General features: G+C 60.1%; 20 protein-coding genes. 14 read left to right on the forward strand and 6 right to left on the reverse strand.

The annotated features are described in order from the left end of the window. Positions 1 to 246 precede the first annotated feature (246 nt). The gene (locus QOL84_RS22130; RefSeq protein WP_129395799.1) at positions 247 to 765 is read left to right on the forward strand and encodes a glycine cleavage system transcriptional repressor; all 519 of its coding nucleotides are present in this window, start codon (positions 247 to 249) and stop codon (positions 763 to 765) included. A gap of 223 nt (positions 766 to 988) precedes the next feature. Here the strand turns inward: QOL84_RS22130 and rarD are convergent, their stop codons facing one another. The 5 genes from rarD to QOL84_RS22155 form a co-directional block, all read right to left on the reverse strand. Further along, complete coding sequence (gene rarD, locus QOL84_RS22135) at positions 989 to 1,876, reverse strand: EamA family transporter RarD (protein ID WP_129395798.1); 888 nt, start codon at positions 1,874 to 1,876, stop codon at positions 989 to 991. A gap of 207 nt (positions 1,877 to 2,083) precedes the next feature. After that, entirely contained in the window at positions 2,084 to 3,058 is a 975-nt protein-coding gene (locus tag QOL84_RS22140; RefSeq protein WP_016983182.1) for a serine/threonine protein kinase, read from the reverse strand. Between the two features lie 193 nt (positions 3,059 to 3,251). Further along, positions 3,252 to 5,153 (reverse strand): PhoX family protein, encoded by a 1,902-nt coding sequence (locus tag QOL84_RS22145; RefSeq protein ID WP_283438551.1) that lies wholly within the window; start codon positions 5,151 to 5,153, stop codon positions 3,252 to 3,254. A gap of 70 nt (positions 5,154 to 5,223) precedes the next feature. Then, on the reverse strand, positions 5,224 to 5,988 hold the full coding sequence (locus QOL84_RS22150; RefSeq protein WP_283438552.1) for a TOBE domain-containing protein: 765 nt from the start codon (positions 5,986 to 5,988) through the stop codon (positions 5,224 to 5,226). Between the two features lie 175 nt (positions 5,989 to 6,163). Then, complete coding sequence (locus QOL84_RS22155; RefSeq protein WP_283438553.1) at positions 6,164 to 6,898, reverse strand: ComFC family protein; 735 nt, start codon at positions 6,896 to 6,898, stop codon at positions 6,164 to 6,166. A 91-nt stretch (positions 6,899 to 6,989) separates the two neighbouring features. Between QOL84_RS22155 and bioB the strand changes: the two genes are divergently transcribed. From bioB to QOL84_RS22210, 11 genes are all read left to right on the forward strand, one after another. After that, positions 6,990 to 8,045, forward strand: a complete 1,056-nt coding sequence (gene bioB, locus QOL84_RS22160; protein WP_283438554.1) for a biotin synthase BioB — start codon at positions 6,990 to 6,992, stop codon at positions 8,043 to 8,045. Between the two features lie 130 nt (positions 8,046 to 8,175). After that, positions 8,176 to 9,354, forward strand: a complete 1,179-nt coding sequence (bioF, locus tag QOL84_RS22165; protein ID WP_283438555.1) for an 8-amino-7-oxononanoate synthase — start codon at positions 8,176 to 8,178, stop codon at positions 9,352 to 9,354. After that, positions 9,347 to 10,078 (forward strand): alpha/beta fold hydrolase, encoded by a 732-nt coding sequence (locus tag QOL84_RS22170; protein WP_283438556.1) that lies wholly within the window; start codon positions 9,347 to 9,349, stop codon positions 10,076 to 10,078. Before bioF ends, QOL84_RS22170 begins: the two co-directional genes overlap by 8 nt. Then, on the forward strand, positions 10,071 to 10,883 hold the full coding sequence (gene bioC / locus QOL84_RS22175; RefSeq protein ID WP_283438557.1) for a malonyl-ACP O-methyltransferase BioC: 813 nt from the start codon (positions 10,071 to 10,073) through the stop codon (positions 10,881 to 10,883). Before QOL84_RS22170 ends, bioC begins: the two co-directional genes overlap by 8 nt. After that, a complete protein-coding gene (bioD, locus tag QOL84_RS22180; RefSeq protein ID WP_038363263.1) occupies positions 10,880 to 11,560 on the forward strand; it encodes a dethiobiotin synthase in 681 nt (226 codons plus the stop codon). The genes bioC and bioD overlap by 4 nt, the downstream gene beginning before the upstream one ends. A 108-nt stretch (positions 11,561 to 11,668) precedes the next feature. Further along, on the forward strand, positions 11,669 to 11,965 hold the full coding sequence (locus tag QOL84_RS22185) for a pyrroloquinoline quinone biosynthesis protein PqqE (RefSeq protein WP_129395789.1): 297 nt from the start codon (positions 11,669 to 11,671) through the stop codon (positions 11,963 to 11,965). A gap of 275 nt (positions 11,966 to 12,240) precedes the next feature. Then, the gene (locus tag QOL84_RS22190) at positions 12,241 to 14,046 is read left to right on the forward strand and encodes a phenylacyl-CoA dehydrogenase (RefSeq protein WP_283438558.1); all 1,806 of its coding nucleotides are present in this window, start codon (positions 12,241 to 12,243) and stop codon (positions 14,044 to 14,046) included. A gap of 272 nt (positions 14,047 to 14,318) precedes the next feature. Further along, positions 14,319 to 16,421 carry a cytochrome-c peroxidase gene (locus QOL84_RS22195; RefSeq protein WP_283438559.1) on the forward strand — a complete coding sequence of 701 codons (2,103 nt, stop codon included), beginning with the start codon at positions 14,319 to 14,321 and terminating at the stop codon, positions 16,419 to 16,421. Between the two features lie 198 nt (positions 16,422 to 16,619). Beyond that, entirely contained in the window at positions 16,620 to 17,909 is a 1,290-nt protein-coding gene (locus tag QOL84_RS22200) for a GGDEF domain-containing protein (protein WP_129395786.1), read from the forward strand. A 90-nt stretch (positions 17,910 to 17,999) separates the two neighbouring features. Further along, positions 18,000 to 19,796 (forward strand): acyl-CoA dehydrogenase C-terminal domain-containing protein, encoded by a 1,797-nt coding sequence (locus tag QOL84_RS22205; RefSeq protein ID WP_283438560.1) that lies wholly within the window; start codon positions 18,000 to 18,002, stop codon positions 19,794 to 19,796. A gap of 178 nt (positions 19,797 to 19,974) precedes the next feature. Next, a complete protein-coding gene (locus QOL84_RS22210; protein WP_283438561.1) occupies positions 19,975 to 21,753 on the forward strand; it encodes an acyl-CoA dehydrogenase C-terminal domain-containing protein in 1,779 nt (592 codons plus the stop codon). 227 nt (positions 21,754 to 21,980) lie between these two features. Here QOL84_RS22210 and QOL84_RS22215 read toward each other — a convergent pair whose 3' ends face one another. Continuing rightward, positions 21,981 to 22,895, reverse strand: coding sequence for a LysR family transcriptional regulator (locus QOL84_RS22215; protein WP_283438562.1), 915 nt, complete (start codon positions 22,893 to 22,895; stop codon positions 21,981 to 21,983). 169 nt (positions 22,896 to 23,064) lie between these two features. Here QOL84_RS22215 and QOL84_RS22220 point away from each other — a divergent pair, with 169 nt between their 5' ends. Next, positions 23,065 to 24,348: an aspartate aminotransferase family protein gene (locus QOL84_RS22220; RefSeq protein ID WP_283438563.1), complete on the forward strand. Its 1,284-nt coding sequence runs from the start codon at positions 23,065 to 23,067 to the stop codon at positions 24,346 to 24,348. A 193-nt stretch (positions 24,349 to 24,541) separates the two neighbouring features. Beyond that, entirely contained in the window at positions 24,542 to 24,700 is a 159-nt protein-coding gene (locus QOL84_RS22225; protein ID WP_003228885.1) for a YqaE/Pmp3 family membrane protein, read from the forward strand. The last annotated feature ends 59 nt before the right edge of the window (positions 24,701 to 24,759 follow it).

Here is a 24,759-nt window from a genome sequence, read left to right on the forward strand (position 1 = left end):
TGGGTGGCGAAGCCGCCCCCAGCGTTTCTGGCAGATAAACCGAATTGGCAGGATTTACGACTGCTGCGCAGCCGGACGGGGATAAATCCCCTCGCCACAAATTGATACCCAAACCCAAACCCAAACCCAAACCCAAACCCAAACCCAGGCACAGTTTTTCAGCAAGGCAGGTCGGGTCGGGCTGAATTGACGTGCTTGCCTATACTTGCCCTTCTATAACAAAAGTCATGACAAGAGGGCGGCGCCATGGACCATCTCGTACTCACCGTGTTCGCCCCGGACAAGCCCGGGCAGGTCGAGCGCATTGCCCAATGCATCGCCGACCATGGTGGAAACTGGCTGGAAAGCCGGATGTCGCGGATGGCCGGGCAGTTCGCCGGGATTCTCCGGGTGGGCGTGCCGGCGGAGGCTTACGACGAATTAGTCGATTCCCTACAAGCCTTGTCGACACATGGCATTCGCGTGCTGATTGCCGAAAGCGGTATCGAACAGTCCTGTACCTGGAAACCGATCGCCATGGAGCTGGTAGGCAACGACCGGCCGGGGATTGTGCGCGACATCACGCGGCTGTTGAGCGAGCAGGGCGTCAACCTCGAACGGCTGGTGACTGAGGTGCGTCCGGCACCGATGAGCAGCGAACCGCTGTTTCACGCCGAGGCGATTCTCGCGGTGCCGCTAACCTTGTCGCTCGACGTCTTGCAGTCACGCCTGGAAACCCTGGCCGATGATCTGATGGTCGAGTTGGTGTTACGCACAGACCTTTGAACACCGTCCGGGTTATCCAGTTTTAACGTGCACCTGCCTGTGGATAACCTGTAGAGACCAGCCGCAGCGCCATACAGACTGCGGCTTTGCGCTAATTGATCAAAAAACCGCCAGCATTCAGTGACTTGCACACAAACGGCGGGGATCACGCTGTGGATAACCTTGGGAAGGAACGTGGCAGGCCACGAGAACCGTGGCCTGCGGGGGTTTGTACGTTTTTTGATCAGGCGCGGCGACGCAAACTGATTACGGCGTCGACGCTGTAAACGGCCAGACCGGCCCAGATGAAGATGAATGCGATCAGTGTGCTGGACGACAAGTGTTCACCGAACAGCAGCACCGCTTGCAACAGCACCAGTGTCGGTGCGAGGTATTGCAGGAAGCCGATCGTGGTGTAAGGCAAGTGTCGCGTGGCGGCGTTGAAGCACACCAACGGGACCAAGGTGACCGGCCCGGCGGCCACCAGCCACCACGCTTGCGACGTGGTCCAGAACTCGGGTTGTGCGCTGGTCGCGGTCTGGTTGAAGAGCAGCCAGGCAATGGCAATCGGCACCAGCATCCAGGTTTCCACCACCAGCCCCGGCAACGCCTTGACCGGCGCCTGCTTGCGGATCAGGCCGTAGAAGCCGAAGGTCAACGCCAGCACCAGCGACACCCACGGCAAGCTGCCGACCTGCCACACCTGCTGCGCCACGCCCACCGCCGCCAAGGCGACTGCGACCCACTGCATCCGCCGCAGACGCTCGCCAAGAAGCAACATCCCCAAGAGCACGTTGACCAGCGGGTTGATGTAGTAACCGAGGCTGGCTTCGAGCATGCGCCCGTTGTTCACCGACCATACGTAAGTCAGCCAGTTGGCGGCGATCAACGTACCGCTCAACGCGAGGATCGCCAGGCGTTTCGGGTTGTCGAGCAGTTCGCGCAACCAGCCCGGGTGCTTCCACACCATCAGCAACAGCGCGCCGAACAACGCCGACCACAACACCCGGTGGATGATGATCTCGACCGCCGGAACCTCGGCAATGGCTTTGAAATAGATCGGGAACAGGCCCCAGATGATGTAGGCACTCAGGCCCAGAATGTACCCGCGACGCGGGTTGGCGGCTTGCATGCAGAATCCTTGCTCAGGCAGCTGACAAAGGGGGGATTGTAAGGAGATTTGTCTACGAATGTCGTAGCGCAATGGTCGGGAAATTGTGAACACCGAACAAATGTAGGAGTGAGCCTGCTCGCGATAGCGCTCTGACATTCAACATTTTCGTTGACTGGATAAAACGCTATCGCGAGCAGGCTCACTCCTACAGAGGATGAAGGCGGGTCAGAAGAGTTTCAGTGGCTCTTCATTCAGTGCGGACAGTTGCTCGCGCAACGCCAACACCTGATCGCCCCAGTAACGTTCAGTACCGAACCACGGAAAACTGTGCGGAAACGCCGGGTCATCCCAACGCCGTGCCAGCCAAGCGCTGTAATGCATCAGGCGCAGCGCGCGCAACGGTTCGATCAGCGCCAGTTCGCGCGGGTCGAAATCGTGGAATTCGTTGTAGCCGTCCATCAACTCAGACAGTTGCCCGAGGCATTCCTGACGGTCGCCGGCCAGCATCATCCATATGTCCTGCACGGCCGGGCCCATGCGGCAATCGTCGAGGTCGACGATGTGGAACATCTCGTCGCGGCACATCATGTTGCCGGGGTGGCAGTCGCCGTGCATGCGGATGTTCTGGTGCGGCGTGTTGGCGTAGGCATCTTCCACACGCTTGAGCAGGTCGCGGGCGACCGACTCGTAGGCCGGCAGCAGGCTTTTCGGAATGAAATTGCCTTCGAGCAAAGTGTTCAGCGAGGCGTGGCCGAAGTTCTGCACGGCGAGGGCTTCACGGTGTTCAAACGGCTTGGTTGCGCCGACCGCGTGAATCCGCCCGAGCAACTGGCCCAGGCGATACAACTGATCAAGATTGCCCGGCTCCGGCGCCCGACCGCCGCGACGCGGGAACAGAGTGAAGCGGAAACCGGCATGCTCGTGCAGGGTTTCGCCGTTGTGGATCAGCGGCGCCACCACCGGGATTTCGACGTCGGCCAACTCGAAGGTGAACTTGTGTTCTTCGAGGATGGCTTCGTTGGTCCAGCGCTGCGGGCGGTAGAACTTGGCGATCAGCGGCTCGGAGTCTTCGATGCCGACCTGATAAACGCGGTTTTCATAGCTGTTGAGCGCCAGAATGCGCGCATCACTGAGGAAGCCGATGCTTTCAACGGCATCGAGGACGAGGTCGGGTGTGAGGGTTTCAAACGGGTGGGCCATGCTGACTCCTGCGCGCAGCAGGCTGCCGCGTCCGGCCCAGCATGGTAGCGCAGATGGCAGCGGGGGAGGTGGTTGGTGTCTGGGAGGGCCTCTTCGCGAGCAAGCCCGCTCCCACATTGGATTGTCTGTGTGCCTGAGATAGTTGGCACACTGAAGACCCTGTGGGAGCGAGCCTGCTCGCGAAGGCGGTTTATCAGGCGCCGACTATTCCGCCATCCTCACGGGTAATCGCCATCACTGACGAGCGCGGTTTGCCATTCGGCAAATGCTCAGGGAACGTCGAACCGCCGTTCTCCCCCGGATGCTGAATCCCGACAAACAGGGTCTTCTGATCCGGCGAGAAGCTGATCCCGGTAACTTCACAACCAATCGGCCCGACCATGAAGCGGCGAATTTCACCGGTCTTCGGATCGGCGCAGAGCATCTGGTTATTGCCCATCCCGGCAAAGTCGCCGGCGTTGCTGGAGTCGCCATCAGTGAGAATCCACAAGCGCCCGGCCTTGTCGAAGCCCAAACCATCGGGGCTGTTGAACATGTTCTGCGCGGTGATGTTTTTCGAGCCGCCCTTCGGCGTCCCGGCGTGCACGCCCGGGTTGCCGGCGACCACAAACAGATCCCAGGCAAACGTCTTCGCCGCGTGATCGTCGCGATCAGTGCGCCAGCGCAGGATCTGCCCGTAAACGTTCTTTTCACGAGGGTTCGGTCCGCCCACCGGTTGCCCGTCTTCGCCGCGCTTGGCGTTGTTGGTCAGGGTGCAATAAACCTGGCCATCCTTGGGGCTGACGACGATCCATTCCGGGCGGTCCATGCGCGTGGCACCAACAACACTGGCGGCGAGGCGCGCGTGGATCAGCACTTCAGCCTGATCGGCGAAACCGCTGCTGGCGTCGATACCGTTTTTGCCGTGGGTCAGTTCGATCCACTGGCCCTGGCCTTTCGGATGGTCGGGGTTGCTGTCGCCGTTGTCGAACTTGGCCACGTACAGGGTGCCGTGATCGAGGATGTCGCGGTTGGCCTTGGCGTTGCGATGGTTGATGCGGTCACGGCTGACGAATTTGTAGATGAACTCGCCACGCTCGTCGTCGCCCATGTACACCACAGCGCGGCCGTCGTCGGTCTCGGCGAGTGCGGCGTTTTCATGTTTGAAACGACCCAGCGCCGTACGCTTGACCGGGGTCGATTGCGGATCGAACGGATCGATCTCGACCACCCAACCGTGACGGTTGAGTTCGTTGGGGTTCTTCGCCATGTCGAAGCGCGGGTCATACGGATGCCAGTTGATCTCGCGGCTGGCGGCCGACACACCGTAGCGCTTCTGCGCCGGATCGAACTGTTGCTGGGCGTTGCTGCTGCCGAAGCAGTCGGTGAAGTTTTCTTCGCAGGTCAGGTAAGTACCCCACGGGGTTTTACCGTTGGCGCAGTTCTGGAAGGTGCCGAGGACTTGTTTGCCGTGTTTGTCGGCGGCGGTTTTCATCAAGGCGTGACCGGCAGCGGGGCCGCCGATGCGCAGCGGTGAGTTGCCGTGGATTCGGCGGTTGTAACGCGAGCCTTGAACGAACTGCCACTGGCCGTTCTTGCGCTGCACCTCGATCACCGAAACGCCTTCGCAGGCCAGCGCCTTGCGTACGTCCTCGGCCGATTTCGGCATGCCACCGTGCGGGTAGAGATAGCGGTAGTTGGTGTATTCGTTGTTGATCGCCATCAACGCGCGGTTGCGGTCGTCGGGGAAAGCGAACAGGCTCATGCCGTCATTGTTGTCGCCGAACTGCACTTCCTGTGCAGCGGCGGTGCCGTTGCCGCTCGGGTCGAAGGCCGGGCCGTTTTTGTGCAACGGATGGCCCCAGCTGATCAGCACCGAGGATTTGTAGCCTTTGGGCAGGCTGATCACGTCGGTGGTCGCCGCCGGAATGCTTTCGAAACCGAGCAAACGGCTGTTACCGGCACTGATGCCGGTGGCCAGCGCGCTACGGCTCAACAGGCTGCCACCGAGGAACATCGCTGCGCCGCACAGCGCACCGGCGCCGATGAAACCGCGACGGCTGAGGCCGACCATTTTTTCCAGGTCAGTCGATTGGTTTTCTTCTAATAGGCTCACATCAGGCTCCCTGCTTGGTTTTGGCAGCTACCTTAATGAGCGTCGATGACGCTTTCGTTGCAGCGCCCGACTACAGCGGAGTACCGATCAGCACGTTGGACGCTGAAAACTGCACCTGCACCGGTTGTTCAACGGTCAGACCACGGGTGCGCAAGTCCAGCGGCTCGGCCAGGGCGCAGAGGGTATGGCCGTTGGGCAGGGTAATGCGCACTTCGCTGGGGCCGTCCTCGGCATCGAGAATGGCTTCGATGGTGCCCTTCAGAAGATTGTGACCAGACGTTGCAGGTTGCTCGACGGTCAGCAGTTCGAGCCAGCCAGCCTTGATCAACGCCACCACTTCGGTGCCGGACTGCAGTTCCAGGTGCACGGTGCTGTCGTGGGTGATCTGCGCGTCGAGGTGCAGGCCTTCAGCCAGTTCGAGGCGGATCAGGTCATTGCGGCCCTGACTGTCAATCGCCACGACCTTGCCGTGCAACTGATTGCGCGCGCTGGTTCGGAGCATCAGCCGACCAAGCAGGTCAAGATCGCTAGCGTCTTCCGCCGCTTCCAGCACCTGCGCCTGCAAGGCTTGCAGCTTTTGATACAGGCGCAACACCCGTTCGCCTTCGCTGGACAGTTTTGCGCCGCCGCCGCCCTTGCCGCCGACGGCGCGTTCGACCAGCGGTTTCTGCGCGAGATTGTTCAGCTCATCGATCGCATCCCACGCCGCTTTGTAACTCAGGCCTGCGCTTTTTGCCGCGCGGGTGATCGAACCCTGTTCGGCGATGTGTTGCAGCAGGGCGATGCGCTGCGGACGGCGGACGATGTGCTGGGACAACAGGGAAGGCATGGGCATGAATGGGGTGCTTTTTAGCTGTGGCGGTGGGGAGTGAAGTTGGCCGCTCGCGACGCGAGAGTCAAGTCAAACCCAATCCCCTGTAGGAGCTGCGGCACGCTGCGATCTTTTGATCTTGTTTCCAGAGATCCAAAGATCGCAGCGTGCCGCAGCGCCTACAGGGGTTATGTAGGCTTCAGGTTCCGGGTTTTGGCGTGCGGGCGAGGCAATAGACGTCAACTCTTGCTGCGCCAGCTTTCATTAACAATCGGGCCAACGCTTGGGCGGTGGCGCCGGTCGTCAGCACATCATCGATCAACGCCAGATGTCGGCCCTTCACCTGTGCATCGGGATTGAGGCTGAAGGCTTGCAGCAGATTGCGTTTACGCGCCTTGGCGTCGAGATCCTGCTGCGCGCTGGTGTTATGAACCCTGTCTAGAACATCTTCCTCGCAAGGTAAATCCAGCGACTTGCCCAGCCAACGCGCCAACAGCGCCGCTTGATTGAAACCGCGCTGACGCAAGCGTTGTTTCGCCAGTGGCACCGGCAACAACGCATCAGGCCTTGGCAAACCCTCTTCGAAGCGATGTTGCAGGTATTGCCCGAGAACGTCGGCGAGCAGGTGGCCAAACGGCCATTTCGCGTTGTGTTTAAACCGTGTAATCAAACTGTCGAGCGGGAAGCCATACAGCCACGGCACGACCACCTGTTCGAACGCCGGCGGCTCTAGCAGGCACTCGCTACACGTGCGTCCCGCTGCGGTCTGCGGCAAAGCGCAGGTGACGCAATGCTCGCCAAGCCACGGCAGATCGGTTTCGCAGGCGACGCAGATTGGCAATTCTGCGTCTGCGGGCTCATCGCACAACAAACAGGTCTGTACGTTTTTTAAACAGATGTAAACCGACTCTTTGCATGGTGGTTGACAGCGCATGTCTCTTCCTTAAATATGCGGAACATCCGTGTAGCGCCTGTGGGTATTCCATTTCCGCAGTCGCGAGCCAAGCATAACCAAGGAATTACCCATGAGCGCGAGCACCACCGCCACCCTGCGTCACGACTGGTCTGTGGCCGAAGTCAGAGCACTCTTCGTACAGCCTTTCAACGACTTGCTGTTCCAGGCGCAAACGGTGCACCGCGCACATTTCAACGCCAACCGCGTGCAGGTTTCGACGCTGCTGTCGATCAAGACCGGCGCCTGTCCGGAAGACTGCAAGTACTGCCCGCAGTCCGGTCACTACAACACTGGCCTTGAAAAAGAAAAGCTGATGGAAGTGCAGAAAGTCCTCGAAGAGGCGGCACGTGCCAAGGCGATCGGCTCGACGCGGTTCTGCATGGGTGCGGCGTGGAAACATCCGTCGGCGAAAGACATGCCGTACGTGCTGAAGATGGTCGAAGGCGTGAAAGCCATGGGGCTGGAAACCTGCATGACCTTGGGCCGTCTCGATCAGGATCAGACCGAAGCACTGGCCAAGGCTGGCCTCGATTACTACAACCACAACCTCGACACTTCGCCTGAGTTCTACGGCAGCATCATCACCACCCGTACTTACAGCGAGCGTCTGCAAACGCTGGCCTACGTGCGTGAATCGGGGATGAAGATCTGCTCCGGCGGTATTCTCGGCATGGGCGAGTCGCTGGATGACCGCGCCAATCTGCTGATCCAGTTGGCCAACCTGCCGGAACACCCGGAGTCGGTGCCGATCAACATGCTGGTGAAAGTCGCCGGCACGCCGCTGGAAAACGCCGAAGACATCGACCCGTTCGACTTCATTCGCATGCTCGCCGTGGCGCGCATCCTCATGCCGCAATCCCACGTGCGCCTGTCCGCTGGCCGCGAAGCGATGAACGAGCAGATGCAGGCCCTGGCTTTCTTCGCCGGTGCCAACTCGATTTTCTACGGCGACAAACTGCTGACCACCGCCAACCCGCAGGCCGACAAGGACATGCAACTGTTTGCACGTCTGGGCATTCAGCCGGAAGCGCGTGAAGAGCATTCCGACGAAGTTCATCAAGCCGCGATCGAGCAGGCGCTGGTCGAGCAGAAAAGCAGCGAGCAGTTCTACAACGCCGCCGTCTAACCGCCCCATGCATCCCATGTAGGAGCTGCCGAAGGCTGCGATCTTTTGATCTTGTCTGTTAAAAAACAAGATCAAAAGATCGCAGCCTGCGGCAGCTCCTACAGAGTTGTTTTTTACTGTCGAGGCCTGCATGTCTTTCGATCTCGCCGCACGCCTTGCTGCCCGTCGTGCTGAAAATCTGTATCGCCAGCGACCGCTGCTCGAGTCTCCGCAGGGGCCGCACGTGGTGGTCGATGGTCAGCCGTTGCTCGCCTTCTGCAACAACGATTACCTCGGTCTGGCCAATCATCCGCAAGTCATCGAAGCGTGGCGCGCCGGCGCCGAACGCTGGGGTGTCGGCGGCGGTGCGTCGCATTTGGTGATTGGTCACAGCGGCCCGCATCACGCGCTTGAAGAAGCACTGGCCGATCTCACCGGTCGACCACGCGCGCTGCTGTTCACCACCGGTTACATGGCCAATCTCGGCGCCGTCACGGCGCTGGTCGGGCAGGGCGATACGGTGCTGGAAGACCGTCTCAATCACGCCTCGCTGCTGGATGCCGGCCTGCTGTCCGGCGCGCGTTTCAATCGTTATCTGCACAACGACGCGGTGAGCCTGGCCAAGCGCCTGGAGAAAGCCTCCGGCAATACGCTGGTGGTCACCGATGGCGTGTTCAGCATGGACGGCGACCTCGCTGATCTGCCGGCGTTGGCCCGCGAGGCCAAGGCCAAAGGCGCGTGGCTGATGGTCGACGATGCTCACGGTTTCGGCCCGTTGGGTGCCAACGGTGGAGGGATCGTCGAGCATTTCGGTTTGAGTCAGGAGGATGTGCCGGTTCTGGTCGGCACCCTCGGCAAGGCGTTCGGCACGGCGGGTGCTTTTGTTGCCGGAAGCGAGGAACTGATCGAGAGTCTGATCCAGTTCGCCCGCCCGTACATCTACACCACCAGCCAACCGCCGGCACTGGCGTGTGCAACGCTGAAAAGTCTGGAATTACTGCGTTCCGAGCATTGGCGGCGCGAGCATCTTGATCTGCTGATCCGTCAATTTCGCCAAGGGGCCGAGCAGATCGGACTGCAACTCATGGACAGCTTCACCCCGATTCAACCGATCATGATTGGCGATGCCGGGCGCGCCGTACGCCTGTCGCAAATGCTCCGCGAGCGCGGCTTGCTGGTCACGGCAATCCGCCCGCCCACCGTGCCCGCTGGCAGCGCACGACTGCGGGTGACCCTGACCGCTGCCCACAGCGAGGCGCAGGTGCAGCTATTGTTGGAAGGACTGGCCGATTGCTTTGCCCACCTGTCGCCGGAGCCAAGCCATGCGTGATCGCCTGATTCTGCTGCCTGGCTGGGGCCTCGGTGTTTCGCCGATGGAGCCTTTGGCCGCCGCATTGCAAGGCCTCGATGAGCATCTGAAGGTTGAAATCGAGCCGTTGCCGGAGATCGATTCCGGCGACTTGCAAGACTGGCTGGAAGAACTCGATGAACGCATTCCTGAGGATGTCTGGCTCGGTGGCTGGTCGTTGGGAGGCATGCTCGCGTCGGAGTTGGCGGCGCGCCGTGGCGAACGTTGCTGCGGGTTGCTGACGCTGGCGAGCAATCCTGCGTTTGTCGCCCATGAACAGTGGCCGAACGCGATGCCCGCCGAGACTTTCGACGCGTTTCTCGCCGGTTGCCAGGCCGATCCGCGCATGATCCTCAAGCGTTTCTCGCTGCTGTGTGCCCAGGGCGCAGATGACGCGCGCGGCTTGTCGCGGCTGATGCTCGGCGGCGCACCGCACACCACGCCCGCGTCGTTGATGGCGGGGCTGAAATTGCTCGCACAACTGGACACTCGCGAAGCGTTGCAAGCGTTTCGTGGGCCGCAGTTTCATCTGTTTGCCGGCCTCGACGGGCTGGTACCTGCGGAGGCGGCGGGGGACTTGTTCAGCCTGTTGCCGGATATCGAAATTGGCCTGATCGAACAGGCCAGCCATGCGTTTCTTCTGGAGGACCCCCACGGAGTGGCCGGTGCGATCCAGGCTTTTTTACATGAGTGCGGTGATGACTGATTTGTCTCTTGTTGCGCTGCCTGGCGGCTTGCCTGACAAGCGTCAGGTCGCGGCTTCTTTTTCTCGCGCGGCGGCCAGTTATGACAGCGTCGCCGAGTTGCAACGTGATGTCGGTACACAATTGCTGAAGCGCCTGCCGCAGGAGTTCGTGCCTGCGCGTTGGCTGGATCTGGGTTGTGGCACGGGTTATTTCACTCGCGCGTTGGCTTCGCGGTTGGCCGGGAGCCACGGGCTGGCGCTGGACATCGCCGAGGGCATGCTCAATCACGCGCGTCCATTGGGTGGCGCTGAGTATTTCATTGCTGGCGATGCCGAGCGGCTGCCGTTGCAGAATTCGACCTGCGATCTGATCTTTTCCAGCCTCGCGGTGCAGTGGTGCGCGGATTTCGATGCGGTGCTCAGCGAAGCTTTTCGCGTACTGAAACCGGGCGGGATTTTCGCATTTGCTAGTCTTTGTGTAGGGACGTTGTTTGAGTTGCGCGATAGCTGGCGGCAGGTCGACGGGCTGGTGCACGTCAACCGCTTCCGCGAGTTCGCCCGTTATGAGCAGTTGTGTGCAGCCAGTGGCTTGCGCACGTTGAGTCTGGAGAATCAGGCGCATGTGCTGCATTACCCGGATGTGCGCAGTCTGACCCACGAATTGAAAGCCTTGGGTGCGCACAATCTGAATCCCGGGCGGCCGGGCGGGTTGACCGGGCGTGCACGAATCCTCGGGCTGGTCGAAGCTTACGAGCAGTTCCGTGAGGCGTCGGGATTGCCAGCGACTTATCAGGTGGTCTACGCCGTGTTGGAGAAACCCGTATGAGCGCAGCCTATTTCATTACCGGAACGGACACTGATGTCGGCAAGACCACCGTCGCCGCCGGATTGCTGCATGCGGCACGATCCGCCGGGCTGAGTACGGCGGCGGGCAAGCCGGTCGCTTCCGGGTGCGAAGTGACGCCGAAGGGGTTGCGAAATTCCGATGCGCTGGCGTTGCTGGCCGAATGTTCGTTGCCGCTGAGTTATCAACAGGTCAATCCGGTTGCCTTTGAGCCTGCAATCGCTCCGCATCTCGCGGCGCGCGAGGCGGGTGTGGCGTTGACGGTGCAATCGTTGCTGGCACCGATGCGCGAGATTCTGGCGATGAATGCCGATTTCACCTTGATTGAGGGCGCGGGTGGCTGGCGGGTGCCGCTGGCGGATCAGGATAATTTGTCCGACCTGGCAATTGCGTTGAAGCTGCCGGTGATTCTGGTCGTGGGGGTGAGGTTGGGGTGCATCAGCCATGCCTTGCTGACCGCTGAGGCGATCGCCCGCGATGGTCTGCAGTTGGCGGGGTGGGTGGCGAATATCATTGATCCGAAGACATCGCGGCTGGAGGAAAACCTCGCGACATTGGCCGAGCGGATTCCGGCGCCGTGTCTTGGGCGCGTACCGAAACTGAAAGCGCTGAGTGCCGAGGCGGTGGCGGATCATCTGCAACTGGATTTGCTCGACTAAGCTTTTCTCTATGGGCAGGCACTGTGCCATTAGTGTTTTTGACGGGTGTTTTTCTGGCGCCTCTGCTTCAATGGCGACTATTGATCCTTCCCAAGGATGAGAACCGTTATGGAAATCTCCGGTAACACAGCTTTTTATGCGGGTTTGAGCACCATTCAGACCGGGCAGAACCGCGTCGATCAAGCTGCCAGCCAGATCGCCAACAACACGATCGAGCGTTCGGTCACCAGCCAGTCTTCGGAAGCACAGATTGATCGTTTGCGTGGCGTGGATCGCAGCCAGCAAATGGACCTGGGCAGTGACATGGTGCAGATGGCCCAAGGCAAGTTCCAAGTAGAGCTGGGCGCGAAAGTCGCCAAGGCATCCGACGAAGTGCTCGGTACGATCATCGATACTTTCGCCTGAGTTTTTCGCCGTCCGCCTGTTGAGCGCCGCGCCTTGTCGCGGCGTTTTTCGTTGTAAGTCCTTCTCCCTCAACTAATCTTTTTTCAGCGCCCGTGGCTCGTTCGAGTCCATGGCGGTTCGCTGCGTCCGCCGTTTGAAAGAGGCGGGGACGAACGGCAAAACATCGATGCTTGACAAGATTTCGGCGTAAACGTATGTTTCAAACAACTGTTTGACCGTCACAACAAATCAACACGGTCGTTCATTCCCGGTTACATCAGCAGAGGTTTATCGCTATGCCTGACTACAAGGCCCCCTTGCGTGATATTCGCTTCGTTCGTGACGAGCTGCTCGGCTACGAAGCGCACTATCAGAGCCTTCCGGCTTGCGCAGACGCAACTCCGGACATGGTTGACGCCATTCTCGAAGAAGGCGCCAAGTTTTGTGAGCAGGTACTGGCACCGCTGAACCGCGTGGGCGACCTCGAAGGTTGCACCTGGAGCGAGTCCGGCGTGAAAACCCCGACGGGCTTCAAAGAGGCTTACAAGCAATTTGTCGAAGGCGGCTGGCCAAGCCTGGCGCACGACGTTGAGCACGGCGGCCAAGGCCTGCCGGAGTCGCTGGGTCTGGCCGTAAGCGAAATGGTTGGCGAAGCCAACTGGTCGTGGGGCATGTACCCAGGCCTGTCGCACGGCGCGATGAACACCATCTCCGAGCACGGCACGCCAGAGCAGCAAGAAGCCTATCTGACCAAACTGGTTTCCGGCGAATGGACCGGCACCATGTGCCTGACCGAACCGCACTGCGGCACCGACCTGGGCATGCTGCGCACCAAGGCCGAACCTCAGGCCGACGGTTCCTACAAAGTCTCCGGCACCAAGATCTTCATCTCGGCCGGTGAACACGACATGGCCGACAACATCGTCCACATCGTGCTGGCTCGCCTGCCGGACGCACCGGCTGGCACCAAAGGCATCTCGCTGTTCATCGTTCCCAAGTTCATGCCGAATGCTGACGGCAGCATCGGTGAGCGCAACGCAGTGACTTGCGGTTCGCTGGAACACAAGATGGGCATCCACGGCAACGCCACCTGCGTGATGAACTTCGACGGTGCTACCGGGTTCCTGATCGGCCCGGCGAACAAAGGCCTGAACTGCATGTTCACGTTTATGAACACCGCACGTCTGGGTACCGCGCTGCAAGGCCTGGCCCACGCCGAAATCGGTTTCCAGGGTGGCCTGAAATACGCTCGCGATCGTCTGCAAATGCGCTCGCTGACTGGCCCGAAAGCGCCGGAAAAAGCCGCTGACCCGATCATCGTGCATCCTGACGTACGTCGCATGCTGTTGACCATGAAGGCTTTCGCCGAAGGCAACCGCGCGATGGTGTACTTCACCGCCAAACAGGTCGACATCGTCAAATACGGCGTCGATGAAGAAGAGAAGAAGAAAGCCGACGCACTGCTGGCCTTCATGACCCCGATCGCCAAAGCGTTCATGACCGAAGTCGGTTTTGAATCCGCTAACCACGGCGTACAGATCTACGGCGGCCACGGCTTCATCGCCGAGTGGGGCATGGAGCAAAACGTTCGCGACAGCCGTATTTCGATGCTGTACGAAGGCACCACCGGTATCCAGGCACTCGACCTGCTCGGCCGTAAAGTGCTGATGACTCAAGGCGAGGCCCTGAAAGGCTTCACCAAGATCGTCCACAAGTTCTGCCAGACCCACGAAGGCAACGAAGCCGTTGCAGAATTCGTTGCACCGCTGGCTGCGATCAACAAGGAATGGGGCGAGCTGACCATGAAGGTCGGTATGGCCGCGATGAAAGATCGCGAAGAAGTCGGCGCGGCGTCCGTGGACTACCTGATGTACTCCGGTTATGCCTGCCTGGCTTACTTCTGGGCCGACATGGCGCGTCTGGCCGCTGAAAAGCTGGCAGAAGGCACCGGCGACGCAGCGTTCTACACCGCCAAACTGCAAACTGCGCGCTTCTACTTCCAGCGTATCCTGCCGCGTACCCGTACTCACGTGGTCACCATGCTGTCGGGCGCCAACAACCTGATGGACATGAAAGAAGAAGACTTCGCACTGGGCTACTAAGCCTTAACGCGGTCGCTTGAAAAAACCGCTGCGCCTTCGGGTGCAGCGGTTTTTTTTGCGTTGGATTTTTCCCCAACTCCGGGGGCGATTCCCCAGCAGAAACGGTGGCTGCCAGCGCGCGGCCCCGCGTTTATTGATGCAAAATGTTTCTACAAGAGCTGGCCAATTAATTGCACTGCGCAGATTAACCGGCGCTCACGAGAAATCCACCGCTGTTTCACGACGCCTCTCGCCCGGCAAAACTCATAACAACAACCGTCAGGGTGAAGCACATGAACATCTGCCGACTTGTCTGGTTAGCCCTTGCATTTGCGGTCTCTGGCGCGATGGCCGCGACGCCCGCCGAAGTAGATCCGCCCGTGCCGGAAGTGCCGAGCCTGCAATCGCTGCGTGGCATGGTGCCGCCCGATCCCTCCGGGACAGAAGGCGGACGCAAAGTCGACTTGATGACCGACTACGTGCTCAACCGCTCCGCCGCGATCCTGCTGGGCAAAGCGCTGTTCTGGGACATGGAAGTCGGCAGCGATGGCGCTACCGCTTGCGCGTCCTGCCACTACCACGCTGGCGTCGATCACCGCAGCACCAACCAGCTCAACCCCGGCCAGGCGCACACCAACACCAACGTCGCCTCGATCTTCAACAAACCTTTCCTAGCGTCGGACATTCCCGGGGACGTGGCGTCCTACGCGACACTGTCTGGCGGCAAGGGCGGGCCGAACTACACACTGAAGAAAACCGACTTCCCGACTCACGTGCTGAGCAATCCACTGGAGCGTAATTCGCCAATCGTTTACTCAAGCGATGATGTCGTCGGCTCGCAAGGCGTGTTCGACGCCAACTTCGTCAAACCCAACCAGCCGCGTTTCGACAAATGCACCCAGCAACCGGACGGCATTTTCCAGGTCGGTGGCATCAACGTACGGCGCAGCACCGGACGTAATGCGCCGTCGGTAATCAACGCCGCGTTCAATGTGCGTAACTTCTGGGATGGCCGCGCGAATAACGTGTTCAACGGATTCTCGCCGTTCGGCAATCGTGATCCCGATGCAGGGATTTACGTGACCGCCGAGCGCAGCACCGTGGCGACCAAAGTCAGGCTGGCGCTCAACGATGCCTCCGCCGCGTCGCAAGCGGTGGGCCCGCCCGGCAGCGCGGTGGAAATGTCCTGCGGCGGCCGCACCTTTGCCGACATCGGCCGGCGCATGCTCGATCAGTTGATGCTCAAGCAGCAGCGGATCTCCTCCAACGACTCTGTACTCGCCTCGGTATCCGGCGCGCGGCGTCCGACCTATCGTGAACTGATCAAGAACGCCTTCCAGCCACGCCTGTGGAACGCTACGCAAAACGTGCTGGTTGGCGGCGCACCGTACACGCAGATTGAGGCCAACTTCCCGCTCTTCTTCGGGCTGGCAATTCAAATGTACGAGTCCACGCTAATATCAGACCAAGCGCCGATCGATGCTTACCTGCAGGGCGATTCGACCGCCATGAACGCGCAGCAAGTGCTGGGCATGAACCTGTTTCTCGGCAAAGGCAAATGCGTCAGTTGCCATGGCGGCGCGGAGCTGACCAACGCTGCCAGCCGCCTGTTGATGCATCCGCGTGAGCGCATCGAACGTATGGTCATGGCCGACAACCTCACCACTCTTTACGACAACGGCTTCTACAACACCGGCGTGCGTCCGACGTCCGAAGACCTGGCCCTTGGCGGCACCGATGCCTGGGGTAATCCGTGGTCGTTCAGCCGGCAATACAACAAGTTGCTGCAGGGTGGCAGCATTCCCGATCCGCTGGACGTCGATGTCTGCACCTTCGAGGCACCGCTGAGCGCAGCGATTCCGTGCGATGCGACGCTCAAACCCAACGTCAACTTCCGCGATTCGGTCGACGGTGCCTTCAAGACTCCAACCCTGCGCAACATCGCCCTGACCGGGCCGTACTTCCACAACGGCAGCCGCGCGACGCTCAAGCAAGTGATGGAGTTCTACAACCGTGGCGGCGACCGCCGTGGTGAGGATGCCAACAACACCAGCGGTTTCGAACACCCGTCGGCCAATCAGCACAACACCTCGAACCTCGATCCGGACATGACCAACCTCAACCTGACCCCGGATGAGATCGATGCGCTGGTGAAATTCATGGAAGTCGGCCTGACCGACCCACGCGTGGCCTGGGAGCGGGCGCCGTTCGATCATCCATCGCTGGTTATCCCGCAGGGCCATATCGGCGATGAAAACGCCGTGACCCAGCGCCCGGCCAGTCCGAAGGTCACGACTCGTCAGGCAGCGGATGCATCGCTCAATCTCAAGCCTTACGGTGCCGAAGGACGGAGCCCGGCGGAGGGGCCGCTGCTGCCGTTTTACAACGATCTTTGAGGGGAATTTCCCAGCCTGGCCACCATTGATGGTGGCCAGCGGCTGGTCGAAGGCAAAAAACTTGGCAAATTGCTCAGATAGTCAGGTTTTCTGCCGTTAAAGAGACTGCGTGTGATCTGGATCACATTGTGTGTGCTTAACTGCATGCATTGCAGGCACAATGCCACCTCTTTGCCATGACGGGTCGGAGCTTTACCCTTGCCGCGTTCTTCCGCTGTACGTTTCAGCCATTTCCTACCTTCACTGCTGTTGTTACTCGCGGGGTTGGCGGCTGCGTACGTCAAAGACCTCAACGTGTTCTTCACTTCTCTGTTCAACGTGTTGCCGACTCTGGTTCTGCTGCTGGGTGGCGCTTACTGTGCGGTTTACCGACGCCAGCGTGAACTGTTTCTGATGCTCACGGTGTACATCGCCTATTTTCTGCTCGACACCCAGACCGACTATTACCGTGACAACGGCAAGGTGCGCGAAGACGCCGCGGTGGTGTTTCATCTGGTCTGCCTGCTGCTGCCGTTGTTGTTCGGCCTCTTCGCCGCGTGGCAGGAGCGCACGCACCTGTTTCAGGACATGGTTGCGCGGTTTGCCGTGTTGCTGGCATTCGGCAGTGTCGCGCTGGGACTTGAGCAAAGTTATCCCCAGGCGCTGCTGATCTGGCTGTCAGAGATACGCTGGCCGGCGCTGCACGGCGCATGGATGAGCCTGATCCAGCTGTCCTATCCGGTGTTTATCTCGGCATTCCTGCTCTTGGCCTGGCAATACTGGCGCAACCCGCGCCCCTTGCACGCGGCGCAACTGGTCGGCTTGCTCGGTGTGTTCTGGATGCTGCCGAAAACCTTCATCCTGCCGTTCACCCTGAACATCATGTGCAGCCAGGTAATGTTGATGATCGCGGCGGCCGTGGCGCACGAGGCTTATCAAATGGCCTTCCGCGACGAACTCACCGGCCTGCCGGGACGCCGCGCACTCAACGAACGCATGCAGCGCCTCGGGCGCAACTATGTGCTGGCGATGAGCGACGTCGACCACTTCAAGAAATTCAACGACACCCACGGCCACGATGTCGGTGACCAAGTGTTGCGCCTGGTCGCCAGCAAACTGTCGAAAATCAGCGGTGGCGGTAGGGCATATCGCTATGGCGGCGAGGAATTTGCCCTGGTATTCGCAGGCAAAACCCTTGAGGAATGCATGCCGCATCTGGAAGTGATCCGCGAGTCGATCGCCTCTTACAACATCCAGCTGCGCAATCAGGAAAACCGCCCGCAGGATGACCAGCAAGGTCGTCAGCGTCGTGCTGGTTCCGGCGCATCAAGTGTGTCGGTGACGGTGAGCATCGGCGTCGCCGAACGTCTGGAACAACGAACGCCAGAGCAAGTCCTCAAATCTGCCGACGAGGCGCTCTACAGTGCCAAGGGCGCAGGGCGCAACTGCGTGGTTGCGTTCGGTCAGAACCGCCGTGGCGCCGTACGCATGGACGCTGCTGCGGGTTGAGTGATGACGGCGCATTCAGCGTCTGCACAGTGATTGTGAGGCGTGGTGGCCGGCAGTAGGTTGAGGAAATCTGCTGACGGAGAAGCCACCATGCCCGAGTACAAAGCCCCCCTGCGCGACATGCGTTTTCTGATTGACCACGTCTTCGACTTCCACACCAACTACGCCGCGCTCGGCGCCGACGATGCCAGCCCGGACATGATCAACGCGATCCTCGAAGAAGGCGCGAAGTTCTGTGAGAACGTGCTGGCACCGCTCAATCGCAGCGGTGACGAAGAAGGCTGCCATTTCGACAACGGCGTGGTGACAACGCCTACAGGCTTCAAGCAAGCGTTCGCACAATATGTCGAAGGTGGCTGGCACGGTCTGGCGGCAGATCCGGTGTATGGCGGCCAAGGCTTGCCGAGTTCGCTGGGGCTGGTGATCAGCGAAATGGTCGGTTCCAGCAACACGTCCTGGGGCATGTACCCGGGCCTGACCCACGGCGCGATGTCGGCGATCCACGCGCATGGCACCGCTGAACAGAAAGAAACCTATCTGAGCAGACTCACCGCCGGCCAGTGGACCGGCACCATGTGCCTGACTGAAGCCCATTGCGGCACCGACCTGGGCATCATCAAGACCCGCGCCGTGCCCCAGGCCGACGGCAGTTACGCGGTCACCGGCAGCAAGATTTTCATCTCCGCCGGCGAGCATGACATGAGCGACAACATCATCCATCTGGTGCTGGCGAAACTGCCGGACGCGCCGGCCGGCACCAAAGGCATTTCGCTGTTTATCGTGCCGAAGTTCTTGCCGGACACGGCGGGCGAAGCGGGCGAGCGCAACGGCGTGTCCTGCGGTTCAATCGAGCACAAGATGGGCATCAAGGCCTCGGCCACCTGCGTGCTCAACTTCGACGGTGCCACGGGTTACCTGATCGGCGAGCCGAACAAGGGCCTCAATTGCATGTTCACCATGATGAACCACGCACGGCTCGGTACCGGCATGCAGGGTTTGTGTCTGGGCGAGGCAAGTTTTCAGGGCGCGATCAAATACGCCAACGATCGTTTGCAGATGCGCTCGCTGACGGGCGCCAAAGCCCCGGACAAAGCCGCCGACCCGATCATCGTCCACCCGGATGTGCGGCGCATGCTGCTGACCATGAAAGCCTTCAACGAAGGCAATCGCGCACTGACCTACTTCACTGCGCAACTGCTCGATGTCGCACACCTGAGCAACGATGCCGAGGCGCGTCTGGAGGCTGAAGACCTGTTGGCGTTCCTCACGCCGATCTGCAAAGCGTTCATGACCGATACCGGGCTGGAAGTGACCAACCATGGCATGCAGGTGTTTGGCGGCCACGGTTTTATTCGCGAATGGGGCATGGAGCAATTGGTGCGCGATTGCCGGATTGCGCCGATCTACGAGGGCACCAACGGCATTCAGGCGCTGGACCTGCTCGGGCGCAAAGTGCTCGGCAGTCAGGGCAAGTTGCTGCGCGGGTTTACCAAGATCGTCCACAAGTTCTGCGCGGCCAACGCTGAGCATCCGCAGTTGGGCAGTTTTGTTGCGCAGCTCAACGAGCTGAATCAGCAGTGGGGCGAGCTGACCATGAAGGTCGGCATGGCGGCGATGAAGAATCCAGATGAAGTGGGCGCGGCGTCGGTGGATTATTTGATGTACAGCGGTTACATCATTCTCGGTTATCTGTGGTTGCGCATGGCGTTGGTAGCGCAGGCGCAACTGGAGGCGGGCGAAGGGGAGGCGGACTATCTGCGGGGGAAATTGGCGACGTGCGAGTTTTACTTCAAGCGACTGTTGCCGCGTACGGCGGCGCATCGGGCGGCTGTAGAGGCGGGGAGTGATTGTTTGATGAAGTTGCCGGCGGAGGTGTTTGCGCTTTAAGGAAGATCAAAAGATCGTCCGATCGCGGCCCGAGCCTTCGGACGATCTTTTTTCGGTGACTAAAAATAACAAATCAGTCACTGGTTGACCCTATGTGTCGCAAAAGTTGTTGAGGTACACTCCGGCTCAACGAAAACACCCTTCACGAATAACCTGTTTAGATCTTGCGAGGTTTGCCATGGCTGACTACAAAGCGCCGCTGCGCGATATGCGCTTCGTCCTCAATGAAGTGTTCGAGGTCGCCAAACTCTGGGCCGAACTGCCGGCTCTGGCCGACACCGTCGACGCCGAAACCGTTGAAGCGATTCTCGAAGAGGCCGGCAAGGTCACCAGCAAAAGCATCGCGCCCTTGAGCCGTGCCGCTGACGAAGAAGGTTGTCATTGGGCTGACGGCGCCGTCACCACTCCGGCCGGTTTCCCACAGGCCTATCAGACTTACGCCGAAGGCGGTTGGGTCGGCGTCGGCGGTGATCCCGAATATGGCGGCATGGGCATGCCCAAAGCCGTATCGGCGCAGGTTGAAGAAATGGTCAACTCCGCCAGCCTGTCCTTCGGTCTGTATCCGATGCTGACTGCCGGCGCCTGCCTGTCGATCAACGCCCACGCCAGCGAAGAGCTGAAAGCCGCGTACCTGCCGAACATGTACGCCGGCATCTGGGCCGGTTCGATGTGCCTGACCGAGCCGCACGCCGGCACCGATCTGGGGATCATCCGTACCAAGGCCGAACCTCAGGCCGACGGTTCCTACAAAGTCAGCGGCACCAAGATCTTCATCACCGGTGGCGAACACGACCTCACCGAGAACATCATTCACCTGGTGCTGGCGAAACTGCCGGACGCCCCGGCGGGCCCGAAAGGCATTTCACTGTTCCTGGTGCCGAAGTTCATGGTCAATGCCGACGGCAGCCTGGGCGCGCGCAACCCGGCGAACTGCGGTTCGATCGAACACAAGATGGGTATCCAGGCTTCCGCGACCTGCGTGATGAACTTCGACGAAGCCGTGGGTTATCTGGTCGGCGAGCCGAACAAAGGCCTCAACGCGATGTTCACCATGATGAACTACGAGCGTCTGGGCGTCGGCATCCAAGGCCTGGCGACCGGCGAGCGTTCGTACCAGAACGCCGTTGAATATGCCCGCGACCGTCTGCAAAGCCGTTCGCCGACCGGCGCGCAGAACAAAGACAAAGTCGCTGACCCGATCATCGTCCACCCGGACGTGCGTCGCATGCTGCTGACAATGAAAGCCTCGAACGAAGGTGGCCGTGCGTTCTCCACCTACGTGGCGATGCAACTCGACACCGCCAAGTTCAGCGAAGACGCCACCACCCGCAAGCGTGCGGAAGATCTGGTGGCTCTGCTGACGCCGGTTGCCAAGGCGTTCCTCACCGATCTGGGTCTGGAAACCACCGTGCACGGCCAGCAGATTTTTGGCGGCCACGGCTACATCCGCGAATGGGGCCAGGAGCAACTGGTGCGCGACGTGCGCATCACCCAGATCTACGAAGGCACCAACGGCATTCAGGCGCTGGACCTGGTCGGTCGCAAGATTGTCGGTAGTGGCGGCGCGTTCTACAAGCTGTTCGCTGATGAGATCCGCCACTTCACCGCGACCGCCAGTACCGATCTGGGCGAATTCACCAAGCCGCTGAACGATGCCGTCGGCACCCTCGACGAGCTGACCTCGTGGCTGCTGGATCGGGCGAAAAACAACCCGAACGAAATCGGCGCGGCTTCGGTCGAATATCTGCAAGCGTTCGGCTACGTTTCCTACGCGTACATGTGGGCACTGATGGCCAAGGCTTCGCTGGGCAAAGAAGCGCAGGACGATTTCTATGCGAGCAAGCTCGGCACTGCACGGTTCTACTTCGCCCGTCTGCTGCCGCGCATTCACTCGTTGAGCGCGTCGGTGAAGGCCGGTAGCGAGTCGTTGTTCCTGCTGGATGCAGCGCAATTCTGATGAGATAGCGTCATGTAAGCATTTGCTTACATGACGTGCTGCTGTTCTCCCATATGCGTGGATTGGATCCACGGCTAATCTACATTTCATGGACGTCGCGCAGGAAGCGCAAAGCAACAACACGGACACGTAGGATTCTGCCAGGGTGGCGGAGTGAAATGGATGTCAGGGAAACAGTCTGCAAAGCCCCGCTTCGGCGGGGTTTTCTTTTGCCTGCAGAAAAGTGCTCAGACCAAAGGGTCGAGCGGCGGCCTTATCTCGCGCTCCATCACCTCTTCCAGCAATGTCTGCAATAGCGCCAAAGGTGCCTGCTGACGTTGCACATCGCGACAGACCAAGCCCACTTTCAGCGGCACTCGGGGTTCGCTCAGCGGTTTCCACAGCAGATCCTGATCGTCGTATTCCTTTTGCGAACGCCCGGGCAGCACCGTCGCCAGTTTGGTGTGCGGCAGACTGTCGAGAATCCCCACCATATTGTTCAGCTCGGCTTGCACCTGCGGGCGGCGCCCCAAAGCTGTCAGTTGCGCCTGCCAGATCTGGCGGATCTGAAACTCTTCGCCCAACAGCAGCATCGGCAACTCGGCGGCCTGGCGCATCGAGACCTTCTTGAATTCGCGCAACGGATGATCTGCCGGAATCACCAGCGTCAGTTCATCTTCGTACAACATCACACCGTGCAGGCCCGGTTGGCGCGGCGGTAGATAACTGATGCCAATATCCAGCGACCCGTTGAGCAGTCGCCGCTCGATCTCAAGTCCAGTCAATTCATAAATCTGCACCACCAGATGCGGCTGCGCCTTGCGCACCCGTTCGAGCATTTGCGGCACCAGACTGGTATGCACCGTTTGCAGCACGCCGATCGCCAGCGTGCGCAGGGCCTGGCCCTTGAAATTGCCCAGCGCCTCGCGCGCTCGTTGCAAACCGTCGAGCAGTGGCAACGCGTGGTTATACAACGTGTGCGCGGCGAGGGTTGGCAGCAGGCGTTTGCTACTGCGTTCGAACAGAGTGACGTCGAGGTTCTGTTCAAGTTGGCGGATCTGCTGCGACAACGCCGGTTGCGAGATCGACAGACGTTCCGCAGCGCGACCGACATGCCCTTCTTCGTAGACCGCGACGAAATAACGCAGTTGTTTGAAATCCATAAGTAATGCTTATCGAAAATGCTGGGAAATCGAAATGGCCCGAAGCCGTCAGTGCGCCTAGTCTAACCGCATTCACAAGGCTTACAGGGCCAGAAAGCGCGATGAATAGCGTTCGCTTCGACAGTGTTTACATAGGCAGTTCAAAAAACCTCGAACGAGGTTTTTTGCAATGAATCTGTTCAGTTTGCGGCGCCAGACGCCGAGTCTTGATGACCTCGCCTTCGAGGCCAATCCCGCTGAAAACAGCGAAAATCTCAGCGCCGAACGGTTGATGCCCAGCGTCGAACGGCCACAGCAGGTGTTCGTCCGCGGGCAAGGCTCATGGCTGTGGGACAGCAACGATCGTGCGTATCTCGACTTTTCTCAGGCCGGTGGCGCCAACAGCCTTGGCCACAGCCCTTCGGCGCTGGTGAAAGCCATCAGCAGTCAAGCGCAGGCGCTGATCAATCCCGGTTTCAATCTGCACAATCGCGGCATGCTCAGCCTCGCCGAACGCCTGTGCACCGCTACCTCCAGCGATCAGGCATACCTGCTCAACAGCGGCAGCGAAGCCTGTGAAGCAGCGATCAAACTCGCACGTAAGTGGGGCCAACTGCATCGCGGCGGCGCCTCGCGGATCATCGTCGCGAAGCAGGGTTGTCATGGCCGCAGCCTGGCGACAATTTCCGCCTCGGACAGCTGCAACCTGCACAACCGTTTCGCGCCGTTACTGCCGGGTTTTGATCTGGTGCCATTCAACGACTTACCGGCGCTGCACGCCGCAGTCGACGCGCAAACCGTGGCGATCATGCTTGAGCCGATCCAAAGTGATGCTGGGGTTGTTCCGGCCACCGAGCATTACCTCAAAGGTGTCGAACGACTCTGTCGTGAACTGGGCATTCTGCTGATCCTCGACGAAGTGCAAACCGGCATCGGCCGTTGCGGCACTTTGCTCGCCGAACAATCCTACGGCGTGCGCGCCGATATCGTCGTGCTCGGTAAAGGGCTTGGTGGCGGTGTGCCGTTGGCGGCGCTGCTGGCGCGGGGCAAGGCTTGCTGTTTCGAGCCTGGCGAGCTCGGCGGCACCCACCATGGCAATGCGCTGATGACAGCCGCCGGGCTGGTGGTGCTCGACAGTGTGCATGACCGCAGTTTCCTCCAGCAGGTCAACGAGAACGGCCAGCACCTGCGCGAAGGTCTGGCCCGATTGGCACACCGCTACGATCATGGCGAACTGCGCGGCCAAGGGTTGTTCCATGGACTGACCCTGTCAGACGATTGCGCCAACGCAGTAGTCCACGCCGCCCTGCACGAAGGCCTGCTGCTCAACGCCCCGCAAGCCAACTGCCTGCGCTTCACCCCGGCCCTCACCGTGAGCAAAACCAACATCGACGAAATGCTCCTGCGCCTGGGCCGCGCCTTCTCGCGAGTGCGCACCGCCCAACTGCAATGCCGCAAAGGGATTGCCGTCTGAACTGAAGTTTCCCACCTGAATTAAAGAACCGTCTCGCGGTATAACGCACGCCCCACGCCTGATTCTTTTGGCGTGGGGCGTTTTTTTGTCGGTGATGGCGATCAAATGGCAGTTGCACTGAACCCTGACGAACGGCGCGGGTCGATTAGCTTGTATGGCTCAAGTGAGCCAACCCCCATTCAGGAGCTGCCACATGGATTTCATTCGCATCATCATCGCTATTTTGTTGCCGCCACTGGGTGTGTTTCTGCAGGTCGGGTTTGGCGGGGCGTTCTGGTTGAACATTCTGCTGACGTTGTGCGGGTATATTCCGGGGATCGTGCATGCGGTGTACATCATCGCCAAGCGCTGAGTCAGCGGCATAAGCCTGTAGGAGCTGCGGCACGCTGCGATCTTTTGATTTTAAGGATC

The organism is Pseudomonas helmanticensis, assembly GCF_900182985.1.
Taxonomy (GTDB): domain Bacteria; phylum Pseudomonadota; class Gammaproteobacteria; order Pseudomonadales; family Pseudomonadaceae; genus Aquipseudomonas; species Aquipseudomonas helmanticensis.